General features: G+C 65.3%; 18 protein-coding genes. 13 read left to right on the top strand and 5 right to left on the bottom strand.

The genetic code is table 11. The features are described 5' to 3' along the window. Positions 1 to 8: 8 nt before the first annotated feature. From LVJ94_36680 to nadC, 5 genes are read left to right on the top strand one after another with little or no spacing between them, the layout of a single operon-like run. Entirely contained in the window at positions 9 to 2,774 is a 2,766-nt protein-coding gene (locus tag LVJ94_36680; GenBank protein WXB02440.1) for a serine/threonine protein kinase, read from the top strand. Then, complete coding sequence (gene mrtC / locus LVJ94_36675; GenBank protein ID WXB02439.1) at positions 2,762 to 3,496, top strand: MrtC family glutamic-type intramembrane protease; 735 nt, start codon at positions 2,762 to 2,764, stop codon at positions 3,494 to 3,496. Before LVJ94_36680 ends, mrtC begins: the two co-directional genes overlap by 13 nt. A gap of 1 nt (position 3,497) precedes the next feature. After that, positions 3,498 to 4,151, top strand: coding sequence for an HAD-IB family hydrolase (locus tag LVJ94_36670; GenBank protein WXB02438.1), 654 nt, complete (start codon positions 3,498 to 3,500; stop codon positions 4,149 to 4,151). Between the two features lie 49 nt (positions 4,152 to 4,200). Beyond that, positions 4,201 to 4,563 (top strand): four helix bundle protein, encoded by a 363-nt coding sequence (locus tag LVJ94_36665; protein ID WXB02437.1) that lies wholly within the window; start codon positions 4,201 to 4,203, stop codon positions 4,561 to 4,563. A 6-nt stretch (positions 4,564 to 4,569) separates the two neighbouring features. Beyond that, the gene (gene nadC / locus LVJ94_36660; protein ID WXB02436.1) at positions 4,570 to 5,415 is read left to right on the top strand and encodes a carboxylating nicotinate-nucleotide diphosphorylase; all 846 of its coding nucleotides are present in this window, start codon (positions 4,570 to 4,572) and stop codon (positions 5,413 to 5,415) included. A 254-nt stretch (positions 5,416 to 5,669) separates the two neighbouring features. Here nadC and LVJ94_36655 read toward each other — a convergent pair whose 3' ends face one another. Together LVJ94_36655 and LVJ94_36650 are read right to left on the bottom strand one after the other, a co-directional pair. Next, complete coding sequence (locus tag LVJ94_36655) at positions 5,670 to 6,347, bottom strand: hypothetical protein (GenBank protein ID WXB02435.1); 678 nt, start codon at positions 6,345 to 6,347, stop codon at positions 5,670 to 5,672. 301 nt (positions 6,348 to 6,648) lie between these two features. Then, the gene (locus LVJ94_36650) at positions 6,649 to 7,026 is read right to left on the bottom strand and encodes a hypothetical protein (protein ID WXB02434.1); all 378 of its coding nucleotides are present in this window, start codon (positions 7,024 to 7,026) and stop codon (positions 6,649 to 6,651) included. A 501-nt stretch (positions 7,027 to 7,527) separates the two neighbouring features. Between LVJ94_36650 and LVJ94_36645 the strand changes: the two genes are divergently transcribed. From LVJ94_36645 to LVJ94_36630, 4 genes are all read left to right on the top strand, one after another. Then, positions 7,528 to 8,802, top strand: coding sequence for a glycosyltransferase family 4 protein (locus tag LVJ94_36645; GenBank protein WXB02433.1), 1,275 nt, complete (start codon positions 7,528 to 7,530; stop codon positions 8,800 to 8,802). Then, on the top strand, positions 8,799 to 10,352 hold the full coding sequence (locus LVJ94_36640) for a hypothetical protein (GenBank protein WXB02432.1): 1,554 nt from the start codon (positions 8,799 to 8,801) through the stop codon (positions 10,350 to 10,352). The genes LVJ94_36645 and LVJ94_36640 overlap by 4 nt, the downstream gene beginning before the upstream one ends. 13 nt (positions 10,353 to 10,365) lie before the next feature. Beyond that, positions 10,366 to 11,157 (top strand): biotin--[acetyl-CoA-carboxylase] ligase, encoded by a 792-nt coding sequence (locus tag LVJ94_36635; protein ID WXB02431.1) that lies wholly within the window; start codon positions 10,366 to 10,368, stop codon positions 11,155 to 11,157. A gap of 182 nt (positions 11,158 to 11,339) precedes the next feature. Beyond that, positions 11,340 to 12,062: a hypothetical protein gene (locus LVJ94_36630; protein ID WXB02430.1), complete on the top strand. Its 723-nt coding sequence runs from the start codon at positions 11,340 to 11,342 to the stop codon at positions 12,060 to 12,062. 2 nt (positions 12,063 to 12,064) lie between these two features. Here LVJ94_36630 and LVJ94_36625 read toward each other — a convergent pair whose 3' ends face one another. Beyond that, positions 12,065 to 12,664: a TetR/AcrR family transcriptional regulator gene (locus tag LVJ94_36625; GenBank protein ID WXB02429.1), complete on the bottom strand. Its 600-nt coding sequence runs from the start codon at positions 12,662 to 12,664 to the stop codon at positions 12,065 to 12,067. A gap of 144 nt (positions 12,665 to 12,808) precedes the next feature. On the opposite strand from LVJ94_36625, the gene lon reads away from it, so the two are divergent. Both lon and LVJ94_36615 read left to right on the top strand, forming a co-directional pair. Further along, positions 12,809 to 15,193 (top strand): endopeptidase La, encoded by a 2,385-nt coding sequence (gene lon / locus LVJ94_36620; protein WXB02428.1) that lies wholly within the window; start codon positions 12,809 to 12,811, stop codon positions 15,191 to 15,193. A gap of 23 nt (positions 15,194 to 15,216) precedes the next feature. Further along, positions 15,217 to 17,499 carry a bifunctional salicylyl-CoA 5-hydroxylase/oxidoreductase gene (locus LVJ94_36615; protein ID WXB02427.1) on the top strand — a complete coding sequence of 761 codons (2,283 nt, stop codon included), beginning with the start codon at positions 15,217 to 15,219 and terminating at the stop codon, positions 17,497 to 17,499. On the opposite strand, the gene LVJ94_36610 is transcribed toward LVJ94_36615, so the two are convergent. Then, entirely contained in the window at positions 17,494 to 18,084 is a 591-nt protein-coding gene (locus tag LVJ94_36610) for a TetR/AcrR family transcriptional regulator (protein ID WXB02426.1), read from the bottom strand. The genes LVJ94_36615 and LVJ94_36610 overlap by 6 nt on opposite strands. Before the next feature lie 90 nt (positions 18,085 to 18,174). Here LVJ94_36610 and LVJ94_36605 point away from each other — a divergent pair, with 90 nt between their 5' ends. Both LVJ94_36605 and LVJ94_36600 read left to right on the top strand, forming a co-directional pair. Next, positions 18,175 to 19,005 (top strand): nuclear transport factor 2 family protein, encoded by an 831-nt coding sequence (locus tag LVJ94_36605; GenBank protein ID WXB02425.1) that lies wholly within the window; start codon positions 18,175 to 18,177, stop codon positions 19,003 to 19,005. A gap of 29 nt (positions 19,006 to 19,034) precedes the next feature. Beyond that, positions 19,035 to 20,831, top strand: a complete 1,797-nt coding sequence (locus LVJ94_36600) for a DUF885 domain-containing protein (GenBank protein WXB02424.1) — start codon at positions 19,035 to 19,037, stop codon at positions 20,829 to 20,831. Positions 20,832 to 21,421: 590 nt separating this feature from the next. Here the strand turns inward: LVJ94_36600 and LVJ94_36595 are convergent. Continuing rightward, positions 21,422 to 23,491, bottom strand: a complete 2,070-nt coding sequence (locus LVJ94_36595) for a UvrD-helicase domain-containing protein (protein ID WXB02423.1) — start codon at positions 23,489 to 23,491, stop codon at positions 21,422 to 21,424. Positions 23,492 to 23,562: the final 71 nt, after the last annotated feature.

Below are 23,562 nucleotides of genomic sequence, written 5' to 3'. Positions count from 1 at the left end.
TTTTCATAATGCGCCCTGTTCCCAACGAGTCGAAGATCCCTTCTGGGACCCTGCTGGTCGGGAAGTATCGCGTTACCCGGGAGATCGGGCGCGGCGGTATGGCCGCGGTGTACGAGGCTGAGCAGACCACCCTGAACAAAAAGGTGGCGGTCAAGGTGCTCGCCGCGGAACTTTCCGCCTCCAGCATCGTCATCGAGCGTTTCTTCCGCGAGGCGCGCGCCGCCGCCAGCGTACGCAGCCCGTACATCGTGGACGTGTACGATTCCGGCCGGCTCGAGGATGGCCGCCCCTTCATCTGCATGGAGTTGCTCGAGGGCGAGTCGCTCTACGATCGCATGGCGCGCCTTCGCCTCATCGATCCCGAGACCACCGTGCGCATCATCACGCAGTGTGCGAAGGGACTCGCCAAAGCGCACGCCGCCGGCATCGTCCACCGCGACCTGAAGCCGGAGAACATCTTCATCACCAAGTCGGAAGAGGGCGGCGAGATCAGCAAGCTGCTCGACTTCGGGCTCGCCAAGTTTTACGCGCCGGTCGCGCCCGACGTGAAGACGGCGCGCCTCACGCGCGAGGGCGCGGTGTTCGGAACGCCCGCGTACATGTCGCCCGAGCAGGTGAAGGGCCAAGGCTCCGTCGATCATCGGGCCGATCTCTGGGCCCTGGGCTGCATGGCCTTCGAGTGCCTCATTGGGCGCCCGGTCTGGAACACCGAGCAGGGTGTGGCGATGACCTTCGCGGCGATTGCGACCGCGCCCATCCCCGTGCCGTCGAAGCTGCGGCCGGACCTGCCGCATTCGTTCGACGAGTGGTTCTTCAAGGCCCTCGAGCGCGATCCCGATCACCGGTTCCAGGACGCCAAAGAGCTCTCCGACGCGCTCTCGCAAGCCTTCAACGTGCAGACCGTCGTACGGCGCACGCAGGCGTCGTTCATGAACGACGTGAGCGACATCGAGGCGACCGTCGCGCTTCCGTCGCGTGCGGCGCAGGCCAGCGGCGGCGTGGTGCGGGCGGCCTACGCGGGCGGCGGGATGGATCTGCCCATCGTGGATGGAGCCGCGACCGACTACCTGAAAGAGGCAGGCAGCACCGCGCGGCGTGCCGCGCTGCGCGCCGATCAGGCGGGGGCCTTCGCGAGCGGTCCGGGCGTCGGGTCGTCGGGTCAGGTGATGGGGCAGGGCGGTACCAGCGTGCCGGATTTGAACGGGCGCACGCCGTCGATGCAATCGTCGTCGCAGGTCCTTCCCCCACCGCCACCGTCGGCGTTTCGATGGCTCTTGTCGTCGGCGTTGCTCGTCGGTGGCTCGGTGGCCGCGTTCATCGTGTGGACGCACGTGCTGCGGCCGCAGGTCTACACGCCGATCGTCGCGTCGACGGCCACGGCGGCACCGGCCGCGCCCTCGGGCAGCCCCTCGAGCACCCCGCCGCCGGATGAACCGAAGTGGCTCACCGCCATGGCCGATGGCCAGCGGCTCTTTGCCGCGGGCGACGTGCCGGGGGCGCTTCGAAGGCTCAAAGAAGCGCAAGATCTCGCCTCGCTCCTGCCGGGCAGCACCCCGGGTGTCTGGGCACCGCGCGGCTTGGCCGATCAGATCAAGGCCATCCCCGTATCGGCGCACGGCGGTTCCCGGAACATTTGCAGCCCCGTGGCCTTTGGGCATCCGCGGTTCGGGGTGAGCAACATCGGCCGTCCGGCGATCACCCCCGTCGACAAGGGCACCTTGGTGGCGTGGACCGACGACCACGAGGAAGCGGGCCACTTCCACATCTACTCGGTGGTGCTCGACGAAGTGGGCCGTCCCCGCTCGGTGCCCCGCGATCTCACGCCGGAGGCGACCGACGTCGTGCGTCCCGGCTTGCTCACCGTGAACGACCGCGCCGTCCTCTATTACTGGGACAAGAGCGGCAACGAGCCCGGTGTTCGCGTCCGCTGGATCGATCCCAACGGCCGCATCGGCGGCGCGAGCGTCCTGGTGGGCGCCGACGGCGCGGGCAACTTTTACCCGGCGATGGACCGCGCGCCCGACGGCTTCTACGTGGCCTGGCAGGATGCGCGCGACCACGAGGGCGACGACCTTTTCCTGCGCAAGCTGTCCAACGATTTGGAGCCGCAGGGCAACGAGATCCGCCTCACGGACTATCCGTCCATCGGAAAGAGCACGGCCAGCGCCAAGCTTCCGGCCATCGCCATCGCCAGCAATGCTGTCTTCGTCGTGTACAAACTGGAGCGCGAGCCGCAGCACATGATTGCGCGCATGCGCCTGAAGCTCGGAAGCACCGAGCTGCAGAAGGGCCTCGAGGAGCGCACCGGCCCGGCGAGCCCCAAGGGCGGGCTCGATCGCGAACTGGGCGACGTGGCCCTGGTGAACGAAGACCCGCGTTTGCCGGGCGACTCGCCGGTCATCGTCTGCGGCGCCGAAGGCTGCTTCGTCGCCTGGCACGGCGAAAAGGGCGGCGCCTACGCGGCCATGGTCGAGCCGGCGGGCGGGCGCGTCCTCTGGCGCAAGAAGCTCGGCGAGAAGAGCTACCGTCCCTCCCTGGCCGTCGGCACCGATGGCGTGGTGCAGATTGCCTACTTCGATTCGGGCCGCGTGAAGATGGCCCAGCTCACCCGCGACGGTGTGGGCGTCGCCAGCGTGATCGGCAAAGTGCTGGGCGACCAACCGCGCCCGGCCATCGCGCCCGGCCACTCCAAAGGGGAATGGTCCCTGGTGTGGCAGGACTTCGAAGCCGGCCACACCGAAGCGTACGCCGCCCGCGTCTCGTGCAAGCCCTAGTACCCGAACGCCCCGAACGTCCCCGTTTCGACGGGCGTGCCCTCCTCGAAGCGCTGGCCGTCGCGTTGCTCGTCACGGTGGCGGTGACCTTGGCGTCGTCGTTTCTGCCGGACAAGTACGTGGCGTCCGCCGTGGGCTTCACGTTTCTCGGGGGCGCCTGGTGGCTGGTGCTCTCGCACGACGATGCGAAGGTGGCGCACTACGGTCTTGCGTTCGGCGGCTTGGTGCTACCGGGCAAGCTCGACCTGCGGCGCCTTCTCGGCGAGTTCGCCCGTGCGCTCGCCTGGGCGCTCGCGTTTGCGGCGATCACCTTCGTCCCATTTTGGTTTGGATGGCGCTGGTGGTGGAGGGCGGGGGAACACTTCCAGCTGCACCTGGATTCCAGCTTCGCGAACGAGGCGCTCGGGCAGCTTCTCATCATCGCGCTGCCCGAGGAGGCGTTCTACCGCGGCTATCTCCAGACACGGCTGGACGATGCGCTGCCTTACCGCGTGCGCATCTTGGGCGCGGAGGTGACGCCGGGGCTTTTGGTGGCGAGCGTCATCTTTGCCGTCGGTCATTTTGCCACCATCCGCGTGGCGCCGCGTCTGGCGGTCTTCTTTCCAGCGCTGGTGTTCGGATGGCTCCGGGCCCGTACCGGCGGTGTGGGGGCGAGCATTCTCTTCCACGCCGCATGCAATATGTTTTCGATGATCCTCGGTCGAGGCTATGGAGTCTACTGACATGCCCCGCGCCGCCCTCTTCGACTTGGACCGTACCCTGGTGCGCAAAGAGACCGCCAGCCTGTACGTTCGCTATCAGCGCAGCATCGGCGAGGCCACCTGGCGTGACGCCGCGCGCATGTCCCTCTGGGTTGCGCAGTACACCTTGGGGGTCATCGACGCGGCCCAGGTGGCGGCCAAAGCGATGCGCACCCTCGCAGGGATGCCCGAGACCGTGATGGCCGCCCGCTGCGACGATTGGTTTCGCCGCTACGTGGAGGAGCACGTGTGCGATCGCGGCCGCGCCGCCGTCGCCGAGCACCATGCGCGCGGCGACATCGTGGCCATCGTCACCGGAGGCTCACCCTACGGAGCGCGCCCGCTCGCGCGCCGGTTGGGCATCGAGCATGTCGTCGCGAGCGAGCTCGAGGTCGGCCCCGACGGCCGTTTCACCGGCCGCCCCATCGAGCCGTTGGCGTACGGCCACGGCAAGGTAATCCGCACCACCGCCTTGGCCGCGGTTCTCGGCTTCCGCGTCGAAGAATCGGTCTTCTACACCGACTCGTACACCGATCTCCCCTTGCTCGAAGCCGTCGCCGAGCAGGTCGTCGTCAACCCCGACCCCCGCCTCTCGCGCATCGCCCGCCGCCGCGGCTGGCGCATCGAGACGTGGTGAGGGGGTAGGGTTTAGGGTTTAGGGGGTAGGGTTTAGGGGGAGAGGAGAGATGCTCAACTCGTTCAAGGACTTGCTCGTGTGGCAGAAGTCCTTTGACCTCGCCGTGGCGGTCTATCACGCTACGCGCTCCTTTCCGGCAGACGAGCGCTTCGGAATCACGGCTGAATTGCGTAAGACAGCGCGATCCATTGCCTACAACATCGCCGAAGGGTACAAGCGGCCCACGAAAGCCGACTACTTGCGCTTTCTGGGGATTGCGGCTGGCTCAGGAGGAGAGCTCGAGACCCAGCTTCTACTCGCCTCGCGCCTGGCCTACCTTACAAGCGACCAGTCCGGCGAACTCCTCGATCGCTGCTATGAAGTAGAGCGGATGCTCGGTGCTCTCGTTCGTTCCCTAAACCCTAAACCCTAAACCCTCATGTCTTTCGAACTACCCGGCGTGGCGCTCGACAAAATCGTAGACATCGCTCTGTACGAGGATCTCTCGGCGGGGGATCTCACCACGGAAGCCTGCATCGATGCCGAGGCCGACGCGGTGGCGCATGCGGTGGCGCGCAAGGAGCTCGTGGTTTGCGGGGGCCCGGTGTTCCGGCGCGTCTTTCAGCGTGTGCACCCGTTGCTCGAGGTGTTCGATGGGGCTCGAGAAGGGGAGCTCGTCAAAGCGGGGACGAAGCTGTGGACCGTGCAGGGCCGGGCGCGTGCGATCCTCATGGGCGAGCGCACGGCGCTCAATCTGGTGCAGCGCATGAGCGGGATCGCCACGACCACGCGTAGCTACGTGGATGCCCTGCCGCCGGGAAGCCCGACGCGCATCACGGATACGCGAAAGACCACACCGGGGTTGCGCGTGCTGGAGCGCTACGCGGTGCGGGCCGGCGGCGGGCGGAACCATCGGGACAATCTCGGCTCGGCGGTGTTGATCAAGGACAACCACGTGGCCGCGTGCGGCGGGGTCGCCGCGGCCATTCGGCGTGCGCGCGACCGTGCGCCGCACACGTGCCGCATCGAGTGCGAAGTCGATTCCCTCGCCCAGCTCGACGAAGCCCTCGAGGCGGGCGCCGACATCGTGCTCCTCGACAACATGTCCACCGAGGACGTGGCCGAGGGCGTCCGCCGTGCGCGCGGCAAGGCCATCGTCGAAGCCTCGGGCGGCATCACCCTGCCGCGCATCACCGAGCTAGCGCGCGCGGGGGTGGATGCCATTTCCGTCGGCGCCCTCACGCACTCCGCGGCGGCCGCCGACATCGGGCTCGATTTCGAGTAACGGTCCAACGCAAGAGTCGATTGAACCTGGCATTCTTGCCAATGCTTTTCAGTCGAGCCGCAGCGGCGGGACAAGTCCGGCGAGGCCGGGGCCTTCGTCCGTACCCGACGAGAGAATCGCCAAACGGGATGGCGACCCTGGCGTCCCGATCTGACATTTCGCGCCGGTCTCGCCGGTTTTTCTCGCTGCCGCGGTTCCAGCACGAGCTCGTTTCGAACGGATGCGTTCACTGGACTGCTGCCTTAGCGAATAATTCAGCGATTCACGATTTTCCCGTCTTCGTCCAACGTCTCGATGGAGGGAGCACCCTCCGCGGGCACGCGCAAGACGATGCGGTCGCGCCCTTGGCCATCCTTCAGCCGTAGGGCGACGGAGCGATCGTCTTCCTTGCCGACGGTCAGGCGTGGCGTGCCCTTGGAGTTGCGAATGAGCGCCTCTTTCTCGGGCCCATCGGACATGCTCTTGATGCGTGTGAGCGGCTCCGTGGTGGGGCTATCCGGACGATCCGAAAGAACGATTTTGGCGTCGTGCGTCGCCCCGTCCTGCTCGTGGACGATTTGAAGAACCTGATCGGACTCGTATTGGTCGAACGTCAGGCTCCCGTAGCTCGATAGCTTCCCGTTTTCGTTCTTCCCGCCGAAAATTAGACCTCCATTTTCGGTCCCTTCGTCGTTCAGAAAGATCATCCCCGTCTCGGAGCGGCCTGTTGGGTGCGGGTATTCCTTCCCGCGCAGCGGCATTCCCGGAAAGCGCGCCTTGTCAGAAATGACCATACGCAGCGTGCCGTCGGGTTCGACGATGTTGATGCGCTCGACCGCGATTTCACGAAAGTGCGGCTTTCTCGCCAGAAAGGCGATGCCGCCAAAGACGGTGGTCGCGAAGGCAAGCGTGACCACGCTGGAGTAGAGGACGAGAAAGCGTTGAGGGGCCATCCGGATCCTATACACCGTCCGGGTTGCCTCCGAGTGTCGGCCCGTTGGCGTACGCCGTGTCGCGTTAGCGCTCGCGTGCCGGTAACGGTTTTTGACCACCGGACGATAATTGGAGGGGAGTGACGGATTCGGGATGAATGTCCCAATCACCCAAGGAATCCCAGATGCGCGGGGGTGCTTTGCGGCCGGGGAGGTACGTATGCTTGGAAAGAACATCGTTCGGGATGCCTTGAGTCGGCATCTCCCATTCTCTTTAAAGGTGTTTCGCTCTGTACGGAGGATCGTCGCCGACCATACCCGATCATCGGAGCAGGTATTTTCCGAGGTGCACCGCACCAATGCCTGGGGTGACGCGGGCAGCCTCTCCGGTGTGGGCTCCAACTTGGTGGAGAGTGAAGCCATTCGAGAAGCGCTCCCATCGTTGATCCGAGAACTGAAAATTCGCACTTTGCTCGATTCTCCATGCGGAGACTTCTTTTGGATGCGCCACGTCGACTTGGCGGGCGTCCATTATGTAGGTGTCGATGTTGTCTCCGCTTTGATCGAAAACAATGAGACTCACTTCGGATCGGCCAGCCGTCGATTTCTTCACCGTGACCTGACGAAGGACCGTCTTCCCCAAGCGGATCTCGTGTTTTGTCGCGATTGTCTCATTCACTTGTCCCATCGCCACATTCATGCCGTCTTGCGTAGGTTCAAAGCAACCGGTGCTCGCTATTTGCTGACCACTCAATTTCCACTCGAGCGGTCCAATTGCGACATCGTGACGGGGTCATACCGTCCCATCAACCTATGCTTGGACCCATTTCGATTCCCCGCGCCGCTCCAAACGTTTCGCGATGGCCCGGGGAGGGCATCACGCGACACGGTAGGTCAAACTCGAGTGCTCGCTCTTTGGAACTTGAAGCAATTAACGATTTGAATGCTTCGTGACGGATTCGCATCCGATGTCCCAAATGTAAATGAGCGGTGGCGTCGATGGTTTAGGACTCGATAGCGCTGAACGTTGACAGCGTAATGGGTTTGGACTGTCCATCCCCCACGACGTCATTCGTCGTGAGGTGGCCGAGATCTGCATTCGATGGCTGCTCGATGGAAGGGGTTGCGTATGGTTGCGGAACTTGCGAGCTCGATTGAACCGAAACGGAGAATGGCTATCGCGCCGGCCGCGGTAGCTCCCATGCGAATTGTCATTGCGGCGCCAGTGCGCACGATCGTCGGGGGGGCGGAAACGTATCTGCGCGCCCTCATGCCTGCGCTTTTGGCCCGCGGCCACCAAGTCGCATTGTTGTACGAACGGGATGCGGGCGATCCGACGATGCACATCGATCGGGGGCTCGATATTCCAAGATGGCAAACCCGCGGAGAATCCGCGCTGCCCGCCGGTTTGATTCGATGGCAGCCTGACGTGGTGTATGCGCAGGGATTGGGCTTTTCAGAGGTGGAAGATGCCCTGCTGGAGGCCTATCCCGCAGCGCTTTTCGTGCACGCCCATCGCGGTACGTGCATCAGCGGGTCGAAGACCCATGCCTTTCCCGAGATGCGCGAATGCGAACGCACCTTGGGGCCGGGTTGCCTCGCTTATTACTTTGCCCGCCGGTGCGGTGGCCTCAATCCCGTTACCACCGTGAGCCTCTACGCGCGCGAGCGCGGGCACAGACGCCGTATGGCTCGCTACCGTGCGGTGTTCGTCGCCAGCCGGCACATGGAACACGAGCTCGTGCACAATGGTATCCCGGGCAGGCAGATTCATCGAAATCCGATTCCTCCTTATGAGGCGGTCCCCATTTCCCGCCCTCCGCAAGAGCGGTCTCCGACGAATACCATCTTGTACGTGGGCCGGCTGGTACGGTCGAAGGGGTGCCATCACCTGATCGAGGCCATGCCGCGCGTCTGCGCGAAGCTTGGTCGCCCATTGCGTCTCGTCGTGGCGGGCTCCGGCCCCGCAGAGGAGGAGTTCCAGGCGCAGGCGCGGCGCACGAATGCCGACATCCAGTTCGTGTCGTGGGTCGACGCCCGCACCCGGCAAACCCTCATGGAGGCCGCCGATCTCCTGGTCCTTCCGACGCTCATGCCCGAGACGTTCGGCATGGTCGGTGTCGAAGCCGGATGCGCCGGGCTTCCCACCGTGGCCTATGCCATGGGCGGTGTGGCGGAATGGCTCGAGCCCGGCGTGTCCGGCGAGTTTGCGCACGCCGATCCCCCGACGTCCGCGAGCCTCGCCGAGGCCATGGTGCGCGCGCTCCGCGATCCGGTGCACCATCTTCGCCTCCGCAATGGGGCATGGGAGATGGCGCGAACCATCACCTCCGAGGAGCACCTGGGGCGGCTCGAGCGAGTTCTGGAGCGAATTTCGCAGGCCTCCGAGGTGCGGGTGATGCCGAAGCGCAAATTCGTTCGTCTCGACGTGGTGCAGGACTACATCCCGTCTCTGCTCGAGTTTCGCGCGAGATGAGCCGGCGGGCCAATGCTCTCATCGCGGCGGTCTTCAGCTACGGCCAGACCGCGTTCGCCGTCCTCGTGGGGTTCGCGGTCACGCGCGTCGTCGTCGGGTCACTCGGCGCCGATCGCTATGGGTTGTGGCTCGCCACCGGAGCCCTCCTCGGCTACGCCACCCTTGCGGATCTCGGCACCTTCGCGGTGATGCCGTGGCTCTTCGCCGAGGCCGATTCGCAACAGGACAGCACGCGGATGCGCAGCCTCGTTCTGCATGGTCTCCTCGCCGGCGTCGTGAGCGGCGCCCTCTACGTGGTGCTCGCGCTCGTTCTATGGCTCGCATTTCCATCGCTTCTCCATTTGACCGAAGCCGATCGCGCGATGCTCGCGGGGCCATTGTTCGTGATGGTGCTCGGGGTGGCGGTTTCCTATCCGCTGCGCCTCTTCTCGACGCTTTGCCAGGGGCAGCAGGATTTCAAGTTCATGGGGCCGTTTCAGCTCCTGCAGATCCTTGCCTCGGGTCTCCTCGCGTACGTACTCGTTCGACTCGATTGCGGGTTGTACGCCGTCGGCCTGGCGGCGGCCGTACCGCCGTTCATTCCGGGAATGGCCGCAGTGCATCGCGCGCTCACGCGCAATCGTCATCTGTTTCGCGGGTGGCCGCGTCCTTCCTGGCGCGAGGTGAAGCCGATTCTCACATCGGGGACGGGCACGTGGTTGGGGGCATTGGGTTGGCAGCTCGCCTTTGCCACCGACAGCGTGATCCTGGCCAGCGTGGGGTTGCGCGGTGACATTTCGAGCTTCGCCGTGACCTCGCGCATCTGCTTTGCGCTCATGCAGCTCGGTTGGGTCATCCCCGACAGTGCCTGCGTGGGCCTGGCGCAGCTCCACGCGGAGGGCAACGCTGCGCGCACGGCCAACGTCGTGCGATCGATCCTTCGCGTGACGTTGTTTCTCACCGGCGGCGTCGTTTGCGTGTCGCTCTCGATCAACGCCGCATTCGTTTCCCTTTGGGTGGGACCCGAGCTATTCGGCGGCGCGCGTCTGAACGCGATCTTCGGGCTCGACATCGTCGTCCTCAGCGTCGTTCATGCGTTGGTGACGACCGCGGCGGTGCTGGGACACCGGATGCAGGTGGGCCTCGTCACCCTCGTGAATGGGGGATTCCACATCGGGCTCGCGTTGCTGCTCGGCCGGTGGTTCGGGACGTCGGGCGTGGCCGCCGCCACCGCGGTGTCCGCGCTCGGCACCTCGATCCCCGTGGGCCTCTATCTTCTGCGGCACGCGATGCCCTTGCGAAGCATCGCGGCCGACCTTGCCGCGTGGTTGCTCAGGTTGGGGCCCTGCGCGACGGCGGCCGCTCTTCTCGGCTGGATCTCCCTCCAGCCGCACCTCGTACCGCCCGGCCGTTTCGGGGCTTTGGCCATCGGCGGCGCCGGTGCTGCCATTTCCAGCGTGGCGTACGTCCTGGCGATGCGGCCCATGCTTCGCGATTTGCCCTTGGGGGATCGCGTTCGCCGGTGGTGCCGCTTGCCCGCTCCGTCGGGCGCCCGCATGAGCGAGGGCTGATACGATGCGCCCCATGGCCTTCATGCCGCCCGATCTGGCAAACCTTCCATCCCTCTTGCGTCAGCGCGGCCTCACCGTGGGAACGCCGCTCACCGTCCTCGAGGAGACGACGTCCACCAACGACGAAGCGAAGCGCGCCGCCAAAAATGGGGCGACGCACGGCGCGACGTGGATGAGCGAACGACAAACCGCGGGGCGCGGTCGGCAAGGGCGGCAATGGGTCTCGCCGCCCGGAGAGAACATTCTCCTGTCCATGTTGGCGCGTGTGGCGTGTCCGCCGCGGCGACTCCCGCTCCTGTCGCTCGTCGTCGGCCTGGCTGCGCGCGATGCGGTGGCGCGTTCGGCGCCCCAGGCGGACGTTCGCGTGAAGTGGCCCAACGACGTGGTGATCGATGGCCGCAAGGTGTGCGGCATCCTGGTCGAAGCTCAGTTTGCGGCGAGCCAAGTGGAAGCGTTGATCCTCGGCGTCGGCATGAACGTGCACACGCGCGCATTCCCCGACGAGATCCGGGAGCTGGCTACCTCGGTGGCGCTTCACGCGCCCGAGCCTCCGAGCCGCGCGACCCTCGTGGTGGATCTTTTCGAGGCACTCGAACGCGATCTTCCTTTGGTTGCGGCGCGGGGGCTCGCACCGGTGCATGCGCGTCTCGAGGCCGTCGATGCGCTCCGCGGAAAGCGTGTTCGCAGCGATCAAGACGTTGCAGGCATCGCCGAAGGCATCGATGACGAAGGTCGTCTCATGGTTCGGCGCGATGACGGGGTTCTCGAACGTTTCGTCGCTGGAGAAGTGCATCTCCTCCGATAGAGCAGCGGTAAGGAAAAAGCGCAGAATGGATCACACTCGCTTTGTCTCAGTGTGACAATTTGCCCGTGGCACCCGTCCGAAACGGTGGGTCGAAAGGTGAGTGTTTTCGCGACCCCTTAACTCCGGTTCACGGCCCGCGTTGGCGTGGGGATTGGCCGTGGATTTGCTCTCACACATCCATCATGAGCAGTGACGACCCCTTGTTCCAGCCCGTCGATGAGGCGGCGCCTGAAAGCGGCACCGTGCTTACCGAGGGCGTCGAAGAAGACGACGTGACCGCGGAGGCCGAGCCGTATTGCTACTTGGAGGAGGGCAATCCATGGCGGGTCGCCACCAGTTGTCGGGCTGCGGGTCTCGCCTTCGTCAACGGCGTGGGTCGTGGCTGGACGAAGCGCGATCTCGCGCGCTGGCTCGTGGGCGCCTACCACGCGGCGGCCTATCCGCTGCCCGGTTCGGAACGCGTGGGCTTTGGCCCGACCATGACCGAGGTCGATGCCAAGCGCATTGAGCGTTTGCTCTTCTCAGTGCGCGATCATGTGCTCAAGAGCCTCGACGCCACGCCCGATGGCCTCGTCTCGCTCTCGATCTGGGCAAAGACGGCGGGATCGGTTTTGCGCAGTCGCCACGGCAGCGGCGAGATGGGCTACATCCCGGTCGACTGGCCGCGCATGCGCCTCGAAGACCGCGTGATGTCGCTGTTCGCCGTCGATGCGCTGCTTCGCCCGCGCGACTACGAGCGCCGCCTGTCGATCTGCGGCCGTTGCGCATCGGTCTCGTTCGACGATGCCGCGCGCGAGCGTGGCTTCTGCGACATGCACCCGGACCGCATGCGCTACGACTCGGGCATCCTACCGAAGACGGACGCGGAGACCGAAGAGTCCGTCCGCATGCGGATGGCCAAGTAGCGTTAGCGCCGCACCAAACCGTGCTTCACCAGGCCATGCACCGCGCGCAGCATCTGCCGCACGTCGTCGGCGGGGCTGCAAAACAACTTGGGCGGCGCGAAGGCGGCGTAGACCAGAAGCAGCGCGTTCGCCGTTTCCTCGGCGTTGGGAAAGGGCTGGAGCTCTCCCTCTTGCGCGCCCTCGAACAGCAGGTGCGCAAGCAAGGTGCGCTCGCGCGTCTCGAAGCGCAGGTGCGCATCTTTGACGCCCGGATTCCCGCAGTGCAGCAGATCTTTCGTGTGCGCGCCTTGGCTTCCGCGCGCGAGAAACATCTCCACGCGCGCATCGAGAAGGGCGGCGATCTGGTCGGCAAAGCTTGCGCCTTCGGCTTTTTTCCGGGCGACGGCTTCGTGCATCGCATCGAGAACGCGCGCGTGCTCGAGGTCCGACAGCGCGCCGATGATCGACTCCTTCGAAGCGAATTCGAGGTACACGGTGCCGACGCCAATCTCGGCCTCGCGCGCGATTTCCGCGATGGTCGTTTTGTGCGGCCCGTAGTGACAGAGCAACCGCCGCGCGGCATCGAGGATGACCTTGCGCCTCTCGGCTTCCGAAGTACCCATCGGTCTCTGGCGAGTGTACCTGGTTGACGGAACGATGAACGGATTTACTTTCCGTTCATCGCTCAGGCTTCCAGTTCTCAGCCAACGCGCCAAAAGGGGCGCGAAGGCGATGCCGAGAACGCGCGGGCGATCTGGAGAGACTCGATGAGCTCGAGAACCACATTTCCGCTTCTGCCGTTGCGCAACGGGGTCATCTTTCCCGGCACGACGGTGACGCTCCCCCTCGGTCGCGAGCGATCGGTTGCGCTCGCCCGAGCGGTTCGCCCCGGCGACATCCTCGTCGTGGTGACGCAAAAAGATGGCTCGGTCAGCGAGCCGACGGAAGATGGCCTTTATCACTACGGCACCTTCGCCAAGGTGCAGCAGATCGCCCGCGCCGGCGATCGCGAATACCGCATGACCGTCGAGGGCATGGGTCGCTTCGAAATGGCGCACCTCGTCTCGAGCGATCCGTATTGGACCGCCGAGGGCAGCGTCGTCGAGGAGCCGGTGAGCAATCCGGCCGAGGCGCGCATGCTCGCCCGCGTTCTTCGCGAGCGGGTCGAGGAGCTCGCGGGTCGCCAGGGCGGTGCCGTGAGCAGTTCGGTGCGGGCCACCGAAGAGCAGCCCGGCCTCGTGGCCGATCAGATTGCCGCGGGCCTCGGCCTGGCCACCGACAAAGAGATGCAAGTCCTGCAGACCACCGACGTGCTCGAGCGGCTTCGCCAAGTGGCGGCGCTCATGGCCGAGGTGTCCACGCTCTCGGACATGCGCCGCAAGATCGAGGGCGACGTCCGCAAGGAAATCGGAAAAACCCAGCGCGACGTGCTTTTGCGTGAGCAGATGCGCGCCATCCAGAAAGAGCTCGGCGACGACAAAGAGGACGACATCGGGCGCCTGCGCGAGCGCCTCGACAACGCGGGCCTTTCCGAAGAAGCGCGCGCCGTGGCCGATCGCGAATTGAAGCGGCTCGAGGCCATGTCGCCGCAGAGCCCCGAGTCCAACGTGGCCCGCACCTACCTCGAAGCGCTGGCCGATCTTCCGTGGAGCGCCCGCGCCGAGGCCAAGAACGACATCGACGCCATCAAAGAGAAGCTCGACGCCGACCACCACGGCCTCGAGGACGTGAAGAAGCGCATCCTCGAGCACATGGCCGTGCTCAAGGTCTCGCGCAACCCACGCGGTACCATCTTGTGCCTCGCGGGGCCGCCCGGCGTGGGCAAGACGTCGCTGGGGCAATCGATTGCCGACGCCACGGGCCGGCCCTTCGTGCGCATCTCGCTCGGCGGCGTGCGCGACGAGGCGGAGATCCGCGGCCACCGCCGCACCTACGTGGGCGCGCTTCCCGGCCGCATCGTGCACGCCTTGCGCAAGGCGAAGGTGAAGAACCCCGTGTTCTTGCTCGACGAGATCGACAAGCTCGGGCAGGGATGGCAAGGCTCGCCGGAGGCCGCGCTGCTCGAGGTGCTGGATCCCGAGCAGAACAAGGCGTTCACCGACCACTACCTGGAGGTTCCCTTCGATCTCTCGGAGGTCATCTTCATCGCGACCGCGAACACCTTGGAAACCTTGTCGGCGCCGTTGCGCGATCGCCTGGAGATCCTCGAGCTCGCGGGCTACACGCCGGACGAGAAGGTGCACATCGCGCGGAGCCACTTGGTCCCCAAGGCGTTGCGCGAGCACGGGCTCGATCTGGACGCGCTCAATCTGACCGATCCGGCACTGTCGGCCATCATCACGGATTACACGCGTGAGGCCGGGGTGCGTCAGTTGACGCGGCAGCTCACCAAGTTGGTGCGCGCGCTGGCCCTCGAGGTGGCGCGCGCCACCGACGGCAAGCCGCACAAGCTGACCATCGACGCGGACGATCTGCAGACGCACCTGGGCAAGCGCCGCTTCTTCAGCGAGGTGGCGGAGCGCACGCAGGTTCCGGGCGTGGCCACGGGCCTGGCGTGGACGCCGGTGGGTGGCGACATCCTCTTCATCGAGACGTCGCGCATGCCGGGGCGGGGGCGCCTCGAAATCACCGGGCAACTCGGTGACGTGATGAAGGAGTCTGCACGCGCCGCGTTGACGTACGTGAGAAGCAATGCGTCAGCGCTGGGCGTGGATCCCGGCTTCCTCGAGGGGCAGGACATCCACGTGCACGTGCCGGCCGGCGGTGTACCGAAGGATGGTCCCTCGGCGGGCGTGACCATCTTCACCGCGTTGACGTCGCTTCTGAGCGGGCGAAAAGTGCGCTCCGACACGGCGATGACCGGCGAGGTGACGCTGCGCGGGCGGGTGCTGCCGGTGGGCGGTATCAAGGCCAAGGTCCTCGCGGCGCACCGCGCCGGGTTGACCCGGGTGGTGCTTCCCGAGAAGAACGCGCGCGACCTGGACGAGGTGCCGGAGGAAGTGCGAAAGCACCTCGAGATTCACTTCGCGAGCGACATGAGCGAGGTGCTCGCGCAGGCGTTGGAGAAGGAAGGGGAGGGGGACACCGCGACCCCATCTCCGGAGCCGGTGGCCACCTCGACGACCACGAGCACCTCTACGACGACCACGTGAGGTGATGCTAAGGTGCACGCGATATGAAGATCGTGTGCATCGGGGGTGGGCCTGCCGGGCTCTACTTCGGCATCTTGATGAAGAAGGCCAACCCCTCGTCCGAAGTGGTGGTCCTCGAGCGAAACGCGCCCGGGGAAACCTTTGGGTGGGGGGTCGTCTTTTCGGACGAGACCCTCGAGTACCTCGAGCTGGGCGACCGCGAGACGCACAAAGAAATCACGCGGGTCTTTGCGCACTGGGATGCGATTGACATCCATTACCGTGGCAGTTGCATCCGAACGGGCGGTCACGGCTTTTCCGGTCTGGCGCGTCGTGAGCTGCTCGACATTTTGGCCCGACGGGCCACGTCGCTGGGCGTCGAGATTCGCTTCCGCACCGAGGTGGACGACTTCGAGTCGCTCGACGTGGTGCGCGACGCGGACCTGGTGGTGGCCGCCGATGGTGTGAACAGCAAGGTGCGCGCGCGCTATGCCGACGTGTTTCGCCCGCACCTCGACGTGCGGCAGTCGAAATACATTTGGCTCGGCACCACGAAGACGTTCGACGCGTTCCAATTCATCTTCGAGGAAAACGAAGATGGGCTCTTCCAGGTGCACGGATACCGCTTCGACGATGCGACGAGCACCTTCATCGTGGAATGCGATCAGGCCTCGTGGCGCAAGGCAGGGCTCGACCGCGCCTCCACGGAGGAGAGCATCGCGTACTTGGAGCGGCTCTTCGCGCGGCACCTCGACGGGCATCGGCTCCTGACGAACCGCTCGATGTGGGTCAACTTCGTCACGGTGAAGAACTCCACCTGGCGGCACGGCAAGGTCGTGCTCATGGGCGACGCCGCGCACACGGCGCACTTCTCCATCGGCTCCGGAACGAAGATGGCCATGGAGGACTCCCTGGCCCTGGCCGCTGCGCTGGCGAAAACGGGGGTGGCATACGAAGATCGCCCCACGCGCAAGCGCGTCGAGGAGGCCCTCGAGGCCTACGAGAACGACCGCTACACCATGGTGCTGCGCATCCAGAAGGCCGCGCAAGACAGCTACCATTGGTTCGAGGGCAGCAAGCGTTACCTCGGGCACGATCCGCTCCCCTTCGTCATGAGCCTTCTGTCGCGAAGCAAGCGAATCGGCTACGACAATTTGAAGCTGCGCGATCCGGGCTTGGTCACGCGCGCCACGGAGGACTTCGTCGCGCGCTGTCACATCGTCGAACGCGATCCGGGCGATCCTCCGCCGCCGCCCATGTTCACGCCGTTTACGATGCGCGGGCTCACCTTGCAGAACCGGGTCGTCGTGTCGTCCATGTGCATGTATTCTGCAAAGGACGGCCTGGTGGACGATTTCCACTTGGTGCACTTGGGAAGCCGCGCGATGGGCGGCGCAGGCCTGGTGATGACCGAGATGACCGACGTCTCGCGCGAGGGGCGCATCACCCCGGGCTGCGCGGGCATGTACCTTCCCGAGCACGTCACGGCGTGGCGGCGCATCGTCGACTTCGTGCATCAGCGCTCGCGCGCGGCCATCGGCATGCAGATCGCGCACGCCGGGCGCAAAGGTTCGACCAAGCTTCTCTGGGAGGGCATGGACGAGCCGCTCGACGAGGGCAATTGGCCGATCCTCAGCGCATCGCCCATTCCTTACACGCCGCGCAGCCAAGTGCCGAAGGCGATGGACCGCGCGGACATGGATCGTGTGAAGGCCGACTTCGTGCGCGCCGCGCTCATGGCGCAAGATGCAGGGTTCGACTTGCTCGAGGTGCACCTGGCGCACGGTTACCTGCTTTCGAGCTTCCTCTCGCCGCTGTCCAACGTGCGCAAAGACGGTTACGGGGGTTCGCTGGAGAACCGCATGCGCTACCCGCTCGAGGTCGTGGAGGCCGTACGCGCCGTGTGGCCGAAGGACAAGCCGCTCAGCGTGCGCATCTCCGCCACCGATTGGCACGACCAGGGCTTCACCGGCGATGAGGCCGTCGTCCTGGGCGGTGCGCTCAAGGAGCGGGGAACGGACATCGTCGACGTGTCCACCGGGCAGACGTCCATTTATGCGCAGCCGGTGTACGGCCGCATGTACCAGACGCCGTACTCCGACCGGATCCGCAATGAGGCGAAGGTTCCCACGATGACCGTAGGCGCGATCACCACCGCCGACCAAGTGAACACGATCCTCATCGCCGGTCGCGCCGATCTTTGCGTGCTTGCCCGCCCGCACCTGCGCAACCCCAACTGGACGTACGCCGCCGCCGAGGAACAGGGCTTCATGGACCTCTCGTGGCCCGATCAGTACGAATCGGTTCGCCCGCGTCCCAAGCTATAAGGCGACCATCGCGGCCTCGATGGCACGGTGCAGGTCCTTTCGCGGGGTGCCATCGCGCGCCTGCAGCGAGAGGCCATGGATCACCGTGCCGAAGAACGCGCTGAGTCCCCGCGTGTCGGTGCTCTCGGGAAGGTCGCCCTCGCGCACGCCGCGTTCGAGCCGCTGTCGGATGGCCCGCACCGTGTTGCGGCGAATGTCCTCCATGTGCTCTTGCAGGCCGCCGTTTTCGGTCGCGCTCTGCAGGATGCTCACCACCAAGAGACACCCCGCCTTGCCCGGCGCCGAGAGCGCGATGTCGACGCTGGTCATCAACATGGTCCGAATGGCTTCGCGCGCCGTGCGCCCCTTCTCGAGCGCCTCCATCGTGCCGGCACCGGCCGTCTTTTTGTACAACTCGACGGCCTCGCGAAAGAGCGCGTCTTTCGATTCGAATGCGGCGTAGAAGCTCGGCGGGTTGATGCCCATGGCCGCCGTGAGATCGCTCACCTGCGCGCCCTCGTATCCCTTGGCCCAAAAGACTTCCATGGCCTGCGCCAGCGCGCGGTCGCGGTCGAAACTGCGCGGTCTTCCTCGGGTGGCGGCCATTCTGTAGCAACAAATACGTAAATGCCTTGACGGTCGCTTTCAAGGTCCCCAGGATTGTGTAGTCGATATTACAAAAATGGAGGACCGGAGATGACGGATGTGACCCGAAGCGTCGTGAATCGGTATTTTCAGGCTTACCGCGAGCGCCAACCCCCGGAAGCGATCGCGGCACTTTTCAGCGAGGACGTCGATTGGAACATTCCGGGCGACACCTCGCGGGTGCCGTGGATTGGGCGCAAGGTCGGGCGCGCCGGGGTGGCGGACTTCGTGCGCGGGCTTCGCGAGCGCGTCGAGTCCCTTCGCTTCGAGGTGCGATCCGTTCTCGTGGACGGCGAGCACGCTGTCGCGCTGGGCGAGCTCGCGACGCGCGTCAACAGCACGGGCAAGGTCATCGAGAGCCCGTTCACCTTCGAGTTTACCGTGCGCAATGGTTTGATCACGAAGTACCTCATGTTGGAGGACAGCTTTGCCGTGCGCGAGGCGGTGCTGCCCGACATCGAGGCGCGGCGCAAGATAGTCGAGAACTACTTTCGCTGGGTGGACGCAGGCGATCCGCGCCTTTTCGATCTGTTCACCGACGACGTCGAGTTCTTCTTTCCCAAGTTCGGTCGCGGTCGCGGAAAGGATGCCATCCGCCGCTTTCGCGCGGCCTTCGAGGCGCAGATCGCCGAACTCGAGCACGACATCGCGGGGCTGCACTACATCGCGTCGGATGCTGGCGACTTCATCGTCGTGGAAGGGCAGGAGCGAGGCGTGACCCGCGATGGCGCGAAATGGCCGGACGGCACAATCAACGAGGGACGCTTTTGCGACGTGTTCCAGTTCGAGGGCGCGCTCATTCGCCGCACGTACATTTACGTGGACCCGGACTTCACCAACGCGGACGATTCCCGCGTGAAGGCGCTGCGCGCCACCTTGTGATCCCCGCGGCGGCGGGGTATGGCTGCGCTATGAATCGCCTTACCTCGCTCGCCTGCGTCTCCGTTCTAGCTTTGGTGGCGGCCTGTGGATCCGGCTCGGCGGAGGCCCCGCCGACGGTGGCGAAGGCCGCGCCGGCGGTGGAAGCCGAGAAGCCCGTTACGGTGGCGGATGCGGGCGCCGCCGGCTCGGACACCGCCGACGACGCGGACATCGCCGCCTACGGGAAGAAGTACGTGGACCTCGTGGTCGAAGAGTGGCCCGAGACGGCGACGTCGCTCGGGTTGCACTCGCGCGATGCGGAGCTCAACGATCGCTCCCGTGAGGGGATCGATCGCGTCGTGGCGAAGGAGCGCGCGATGCTCGACGCGTTGATGCAGCGCTTTTCGTCCAAGCCTCGCGCCTCGCGCGGGAGTTTCACGGATTTGGCGATCCTGGAGCACGCCCTTACCGTCGACATCAAGCGCACCGAGGCTCTTCGCCCGCACGAGACGCGGCCCGACTTCTACACCGAGCCGCTCACCGCGATCTTCTTCGTCATGGCGCGCGACTTCGCCCCTGGTCCCGAGCGCGCGCGCTCGGCGCTGGGGCGCATCGAGAAGCTTCCGCAGGCGGTGGCGGCGGCCAAGGTCAACTTGAAAAATCCCTCGCGCATCGCCACGCAGATTGGCATCGAGTCGGCGGAGGGGGCGAAGAGCTTTCTCGACGAGCAGGCGGCGCTGATCCTGAAAGAGCTGCCCGGCGAAAAGGTGCGCATCAACGCGGCGGTTCGCGCGGCGAAGGATGCGTATGCGGGGTATGTAGGGTGGCTCAAAAAGGACCTGCTGCCGCGCTCGAATGGGCAATTCGCCGCGGGCAAAGCTCTGTTCGAGTTTCTCACGCACGAGGACTACTTCCTCAACGAGGACTCGGATCAAATTTACGCTATCGGAAAGCGCCTCTTCGACGAGACGCAACAAAAGCTGACCGAGACGGCGCGCCGCATCGACCCGTCGGCCAAGAAATGGAGCGACGTCGTCGCCCGCGTGAAGGGCCACCACCCGACGATGGCCGACCTGCTGCCGTCGTACCGCCGCGAGGTGGCCCGCGCGCGCAAATTCCTCGTCGACAAGGACGTCGTTCCGTTTCCCGAGGGCGAGGCGCTCGAGGTGATCGAGACGCCGACCTTCAAGCGCAACACCACGCAAGCCGCCTACGACATCCCCCCGCCTTTCGATCCGCCGGGTGCCAAGGGCTTTTTCTACGTGACACCGGCCGAGGCGCACTGGCCGAAGAAGCGTCAGGAGGAGTGGCTCCGCGAGAACGATCATGGCGACCAAGTCGACACGGCGGTGCACGAGGCGTACCCCGGCCATCACTTGCAGCTGTCGTTTTCGAGGCTGCACCCGTCGATCATCCGCAAAGTGACCGGTCCGAGTATTTTCGCCGAGGGTTGGGGCCTCTACTCGGAGGAGCTCATGGCGGAGCTCGGGTACTACACTGACGAGGAGCGTCTGATGCAGCTCGTGTGGACCCTCGTCCGTGCGGCGCGCGTCATCATCGACGTCGGTTTGCACACGCGCGGGATGACCTACGAAGGCGCGGTGAAGATCCTCACCGACGAGGTGCACCTCGAGCGCGCCCTCGCCCAAAACGAGGTCAAACGCTACACGGAGTCACCGACGCAGCCGCTCTCCTACTTGATTGGCCGCGAGCGCATCTTCGCCATTCGCGAGCGCATGCGCGCCCGCGACGGTGCACGCTTCTCGCTCAAGGCGTTCCACACCGAGGTCCTCACCCGCGGCACCGTCGCCCCGGGCCTGCTCGAGCGCGAAATCTTCGGCGACTAGAGGGGGCGCCCCTTCTCGGCGCCAAGCGTGACGGGATCGCGCACGGCAAAAAAACGGGCCCCCGGATAGGGAGGGGGCGACAAACGGCGGCGTGATCGCGCGTTCCGCGCAACCTCACACGTGCTTCTTCTGGCTTTCTCTCTGCCAGACAAAAATGAGGGTAGGAAAATCCCGGTGGATACGAGCAGTTCTTGCTGCTTCCCCAACGAGGTTACGGCCACCGGTCCGCGCCCGCAGCACGTCCCGTCACCGCCCCACGTGTTGTTCCCGATAGCTGGACGCCCTTGGGCGTTGGTTCCCTGCCTTTTCGGGCACGCGGAGGGCTGTTGCCTCCCGCTCTTACCTTGCGGCAACCCATCATCCTGATCTGCGACCTTGCGAGCGCGGCGTCCGGCGCACCGCGCTCCAAGGTCTGACCCGACGCATTGCCAATCGCGGGCCAACCCGCACCCACGGAGAAATGGCCCAATCCGCGCAGCCCCCACCTGTCCCGGACAACCTCGCCCCCGTCCCCGGACACCCCCCGACCCCCGTTATCCCTCCGAAAAGGGAACCAAACGGCAGCCCGGTTTCCGGCCCAGCCCGGACTGTTACCCGCCGAGACCCTCGAGCATCGCGAGCAGCGCGTTGGCCTTCTCCAGACCCGCGTTGGTCGACATGGCCGGCTCGTCGCGCACCTCGATTTCGACGAAACGCTCCGGCGGAATGTCCATGAGGAAGCGACTCGGCGTGCGCGGAACCGGCTTGCCGCGCATCGCACGCGCCTTGCAGCGTGAGAGAACGAGCACGTCGCGGGCGCGCGTCACACCCACGTAAAAGAGGCGACGCTCTTCCTCGATGTCGGCCGCCTTCGACGAACCGCCGCCATCCTCGGCGAATGTCGGAGCATCCGTCGCCCGCTCCTCCAGCGTGCGCTGGTGCGGCAAAAAGCCTTCCTCGCAGCCGAGCAGATGCACGATGTCGAACTCGAGCCCCTTCGAGCCATGCAACGTCGACAGAGTGACCGCGTTGCCCTGCGTCTCCTCGTCCGAACCGAAGTCCAACGTGAGCGCGTGCAGAAAGTTCGAGATGTCCCGCGCCTGCTCCATGCCGCCCTTCGCTTCGCGGCGCGCCAGCGTATTGAACAGCCCTTCGACGTTGCCCCATCGCTTGGCCGCAGCGTTCGGCGTCGGCGAGCTCGCCTCGATGTCGCGCTTCAAGCCGATGCGCTCGCACAGCGCACGCGCCACCGCACTGGCCGGCGTCTGCTCCACCAGGATCATCTTGCGCGTCTCCGCGACGATCTTCTCGAGCGACTTGCACCCCTGGCGCGCCTGCTCCGAGACGTCGTCCAGTGCATCCACCCGCTCGATGGCCTCCCACAGCGTCCAGCCCTTGGCCTTCGCGTGCAGCGCGAGCCGCTCCACGCTGGTGTCGCCGATGCCGCGCGCCGGATAATTCATGATGCGCCGCAAGCTGATCTCGTCCGAGCGATTCAAGGTCAGCTTCAAGTACGAAAGGAGGTCCTTCACTTCCTTGCGCTCGAAGAATTGCTGCCCGCCCACGATGCGGTACGCAATGCCCTCCGTGCGCAGGCACTCCTCGATCACCTTGGCCTGGCCGTTGGACCGGTAGAGCACCGCGCAATCCTTCGGCTGTTTTCCCTCGTCGCGGATCCAGCGCTGTATCTCGCGCACCGTATACGCTGCCTCGGCATCCGGCGACGGCGCGACGGCGATCGTAATCTTGTCGTCGCTCAGCCGGCTGCTGAACAGGTGCTTCTTGTGGCGCACGTCCACGCGCTTGGAGATGACCGCGTTGGCCACGTCGAGGATCGTCTGCTTCGAACGGTAGTTCTCTTCGAGCTTGACGACCTGCGCACCGCTGAACTGGTCCTCGAACTCGAGGATGTTTCGCACGTCTGCGCCGCGCCAGCCGTAGATGGCCTGGTCGTCGTCACCGACGACGCAGATGTTGCGGTACGGTTCCGCGAGGAGGCGCAGCATCATGAACTGCGCGCGGTTCGTGTCCTGGTACTCGTCGACGAGCAGGTAGCGCGCCTTCTCTTGCCAGCGTGCGAGCACGTCGGGGCGGGCCTGCCACAGACGCACGACCTCGCAAACGAGATCGTCGAAGTCGAACGCGGAGAAATTGCGAAGCGCCGCCTGGTAGCGCGGGTAAACGATTTTCGTGATCTCCGCGTACGGGTCCATGCCGTCGTCGGGCAGCTCCTCGGGCAGCAAGAACGCGTTCTTCGCATTGGAGATGCGCGACATGATGGCCGCCACGTCGAAGCGCTTTCCCGCGTCGACTTGCCGCAAAATCTCTTTGACCGTGCCGACGGCGTCGCCCTGATCGAAGATCGTGAAGGCCGTATTCTGCGCGCGCTTCTCGCGCGTGAGCACATTCAGCCCGAAGGAGTGGAACGTCGAGATGGTCAGCCCTTTGGCCGCGCTCTTGCGCCCTTCGAGAAGTTTGTGAATGCGCTCGCCCATTTCGCCGGCGGCCTTGTTCGTGAAGGTCAACGCGACGATGGCGCTCGCGGGGATGCCGCGCTCCAAAAGGCGCACGATGCGCTGCGTGATCACACGCGTTTTCCCAGACCCGGCGCCCGCGAGGACGAGAAGCGGGCCATTTTGATGCTCCACGGCCGCTTTCTGGGCCGGATTGAGACCGCTCATGGGCTTCCTTAAGCATGGGGGCGGGCGCGGAACTAGATTGAAAGCGCGCCCGCAATATGCCGGTATGGACA

Source organism: Sorangiineae bacterium MSr11367, assembly GCA_037157805.1.
GTDB lineage: Bacteria > Myxococcota_A > Polyangia > Polyangiales > Polyangiaceae > Pendulispora > Pendulispora rubella.
The sequence above is the reverse complement of the archived record's forward strand: the minus strand, read 5'-3'. Positions and strand labels throughout refer to the sequence as shown.

Bases quoted from the DNA above. Each gene is read 5' to 3' on its own strand.
- LVJ94_36625 (WXB02429.1), bottom strand. From the start codon at position 12,664: ATGGGTACTTCGGAAGCCGAGAGGCGCAAGGTCATCCTCGATGCCGCG.
- LVJ94_36645 (WXB02433.1), top strand. From the start codon at position 7,528: ATGCGAATTGTCATTGCGGCGCCAGTGCGCACGATCGTCGGGGGGGCG.
- LVJ94_36615 (WXB02427.1), top strand. From the start codon at position 15,217: ATGAAGATCGTGTGCATCGGGGGTGGGCCTGCCGGGCTCTACTTCGGC.
- LVJ94_36605 (WXB02425.1), top strand. From the start codon at position 18,175: ATGACGGATGTGACCCGAAGCGTCGTGAATCGGTATTTTCAGGCTTAC.
- lon (WXB02428.1), top strand. From the start codon at position 12,809: ATGAGCTCGAGAACCACATTTCCGCTTCTGCCGTTGCGCAACGGGGTC.
- LVJ94_36610 (WXB02426.1), bottom strand. From the start codon at position 18,084: ATGGCCGCCACCCGAGGAAGACCGCGCAGTTTCGACCGCGACCGCGCG.
- LVJ94_36635 (WXB02431.1), top strand. From the start codon at position 10,366: ATGGCCTTCATGCCGCCCGATCTGGCAAACCTTCCATCCCTCTTGCGT.
- LVJ94_36630 (WXB02430.1), top strand. From the start codon at position 11,340: ATGAGCAGTGACGACCCCTTGTTCCAGCCCGTCGATGAGGCGGCGCCT.
- nadC (WXB02436.1), top strand. From the start codon at position 4,570: ATGTCTTTCGAACTACCCGGCGTGGCGCTCGACAAAATCGTAGACATC.
- LVJ94_36600 (WXB02424.1), top strand. From the start codon at position 19,035: ATGAATCGCCTTACCTCGCTCGCCTGCGTCTCCGTTCTAGCTTTGGTG.
- LVJ94_36670 (WXB02438.1), top strand. From the start codon at position 3,498: ATGCCCCGCGCCGCCCTCTTCGACTTGGACCGTACCCTGGTGCGCAAA.
- LVJ94_36665 (WXB02437.1), top strand. From the start codon at position 4,201: ATGCTCAACTCGTTCAAGGACTTGCTCGTGTGGCAGAAGTCCTTTGAC.
- LVJ94_36640 (WXB02432.1), top strand. From the start codon at position 8,799: ATGAGCCGGCGGGCCAATGCTCTCATCGCGGCGGTCTTCAGCTACGGC.
- LVJ94_36650 (WXB02434.1), bottom strand. From the start codon at position 7,026: ATGAATGTGGCGATGGGACAAGTGAATGAGACAATCGCGACAAAACAC.
- LVJ94_36680 (WXB02440.1), top strand. From the start codon at position 9: ATGCGCCCTGTTCCCAACGAGTCGAAGATCCCTTCTGGGACCCTGCTG.
- LVJ94_36595 (WXB02423.1), bottom strand. From the start codon at position 23,491: ATGAGCGGTCTCAATCCGGCCCAGAAAGCGGCCGTGGAGCATCAAAAT.
- LVJ94_36655 (WXB02435.1), bottom strand. From the start codon at position 6,347: ATGGCCCCTCAACGCTTTCTCGTCCTCTACTCCAGCGTGGTCACGCTT.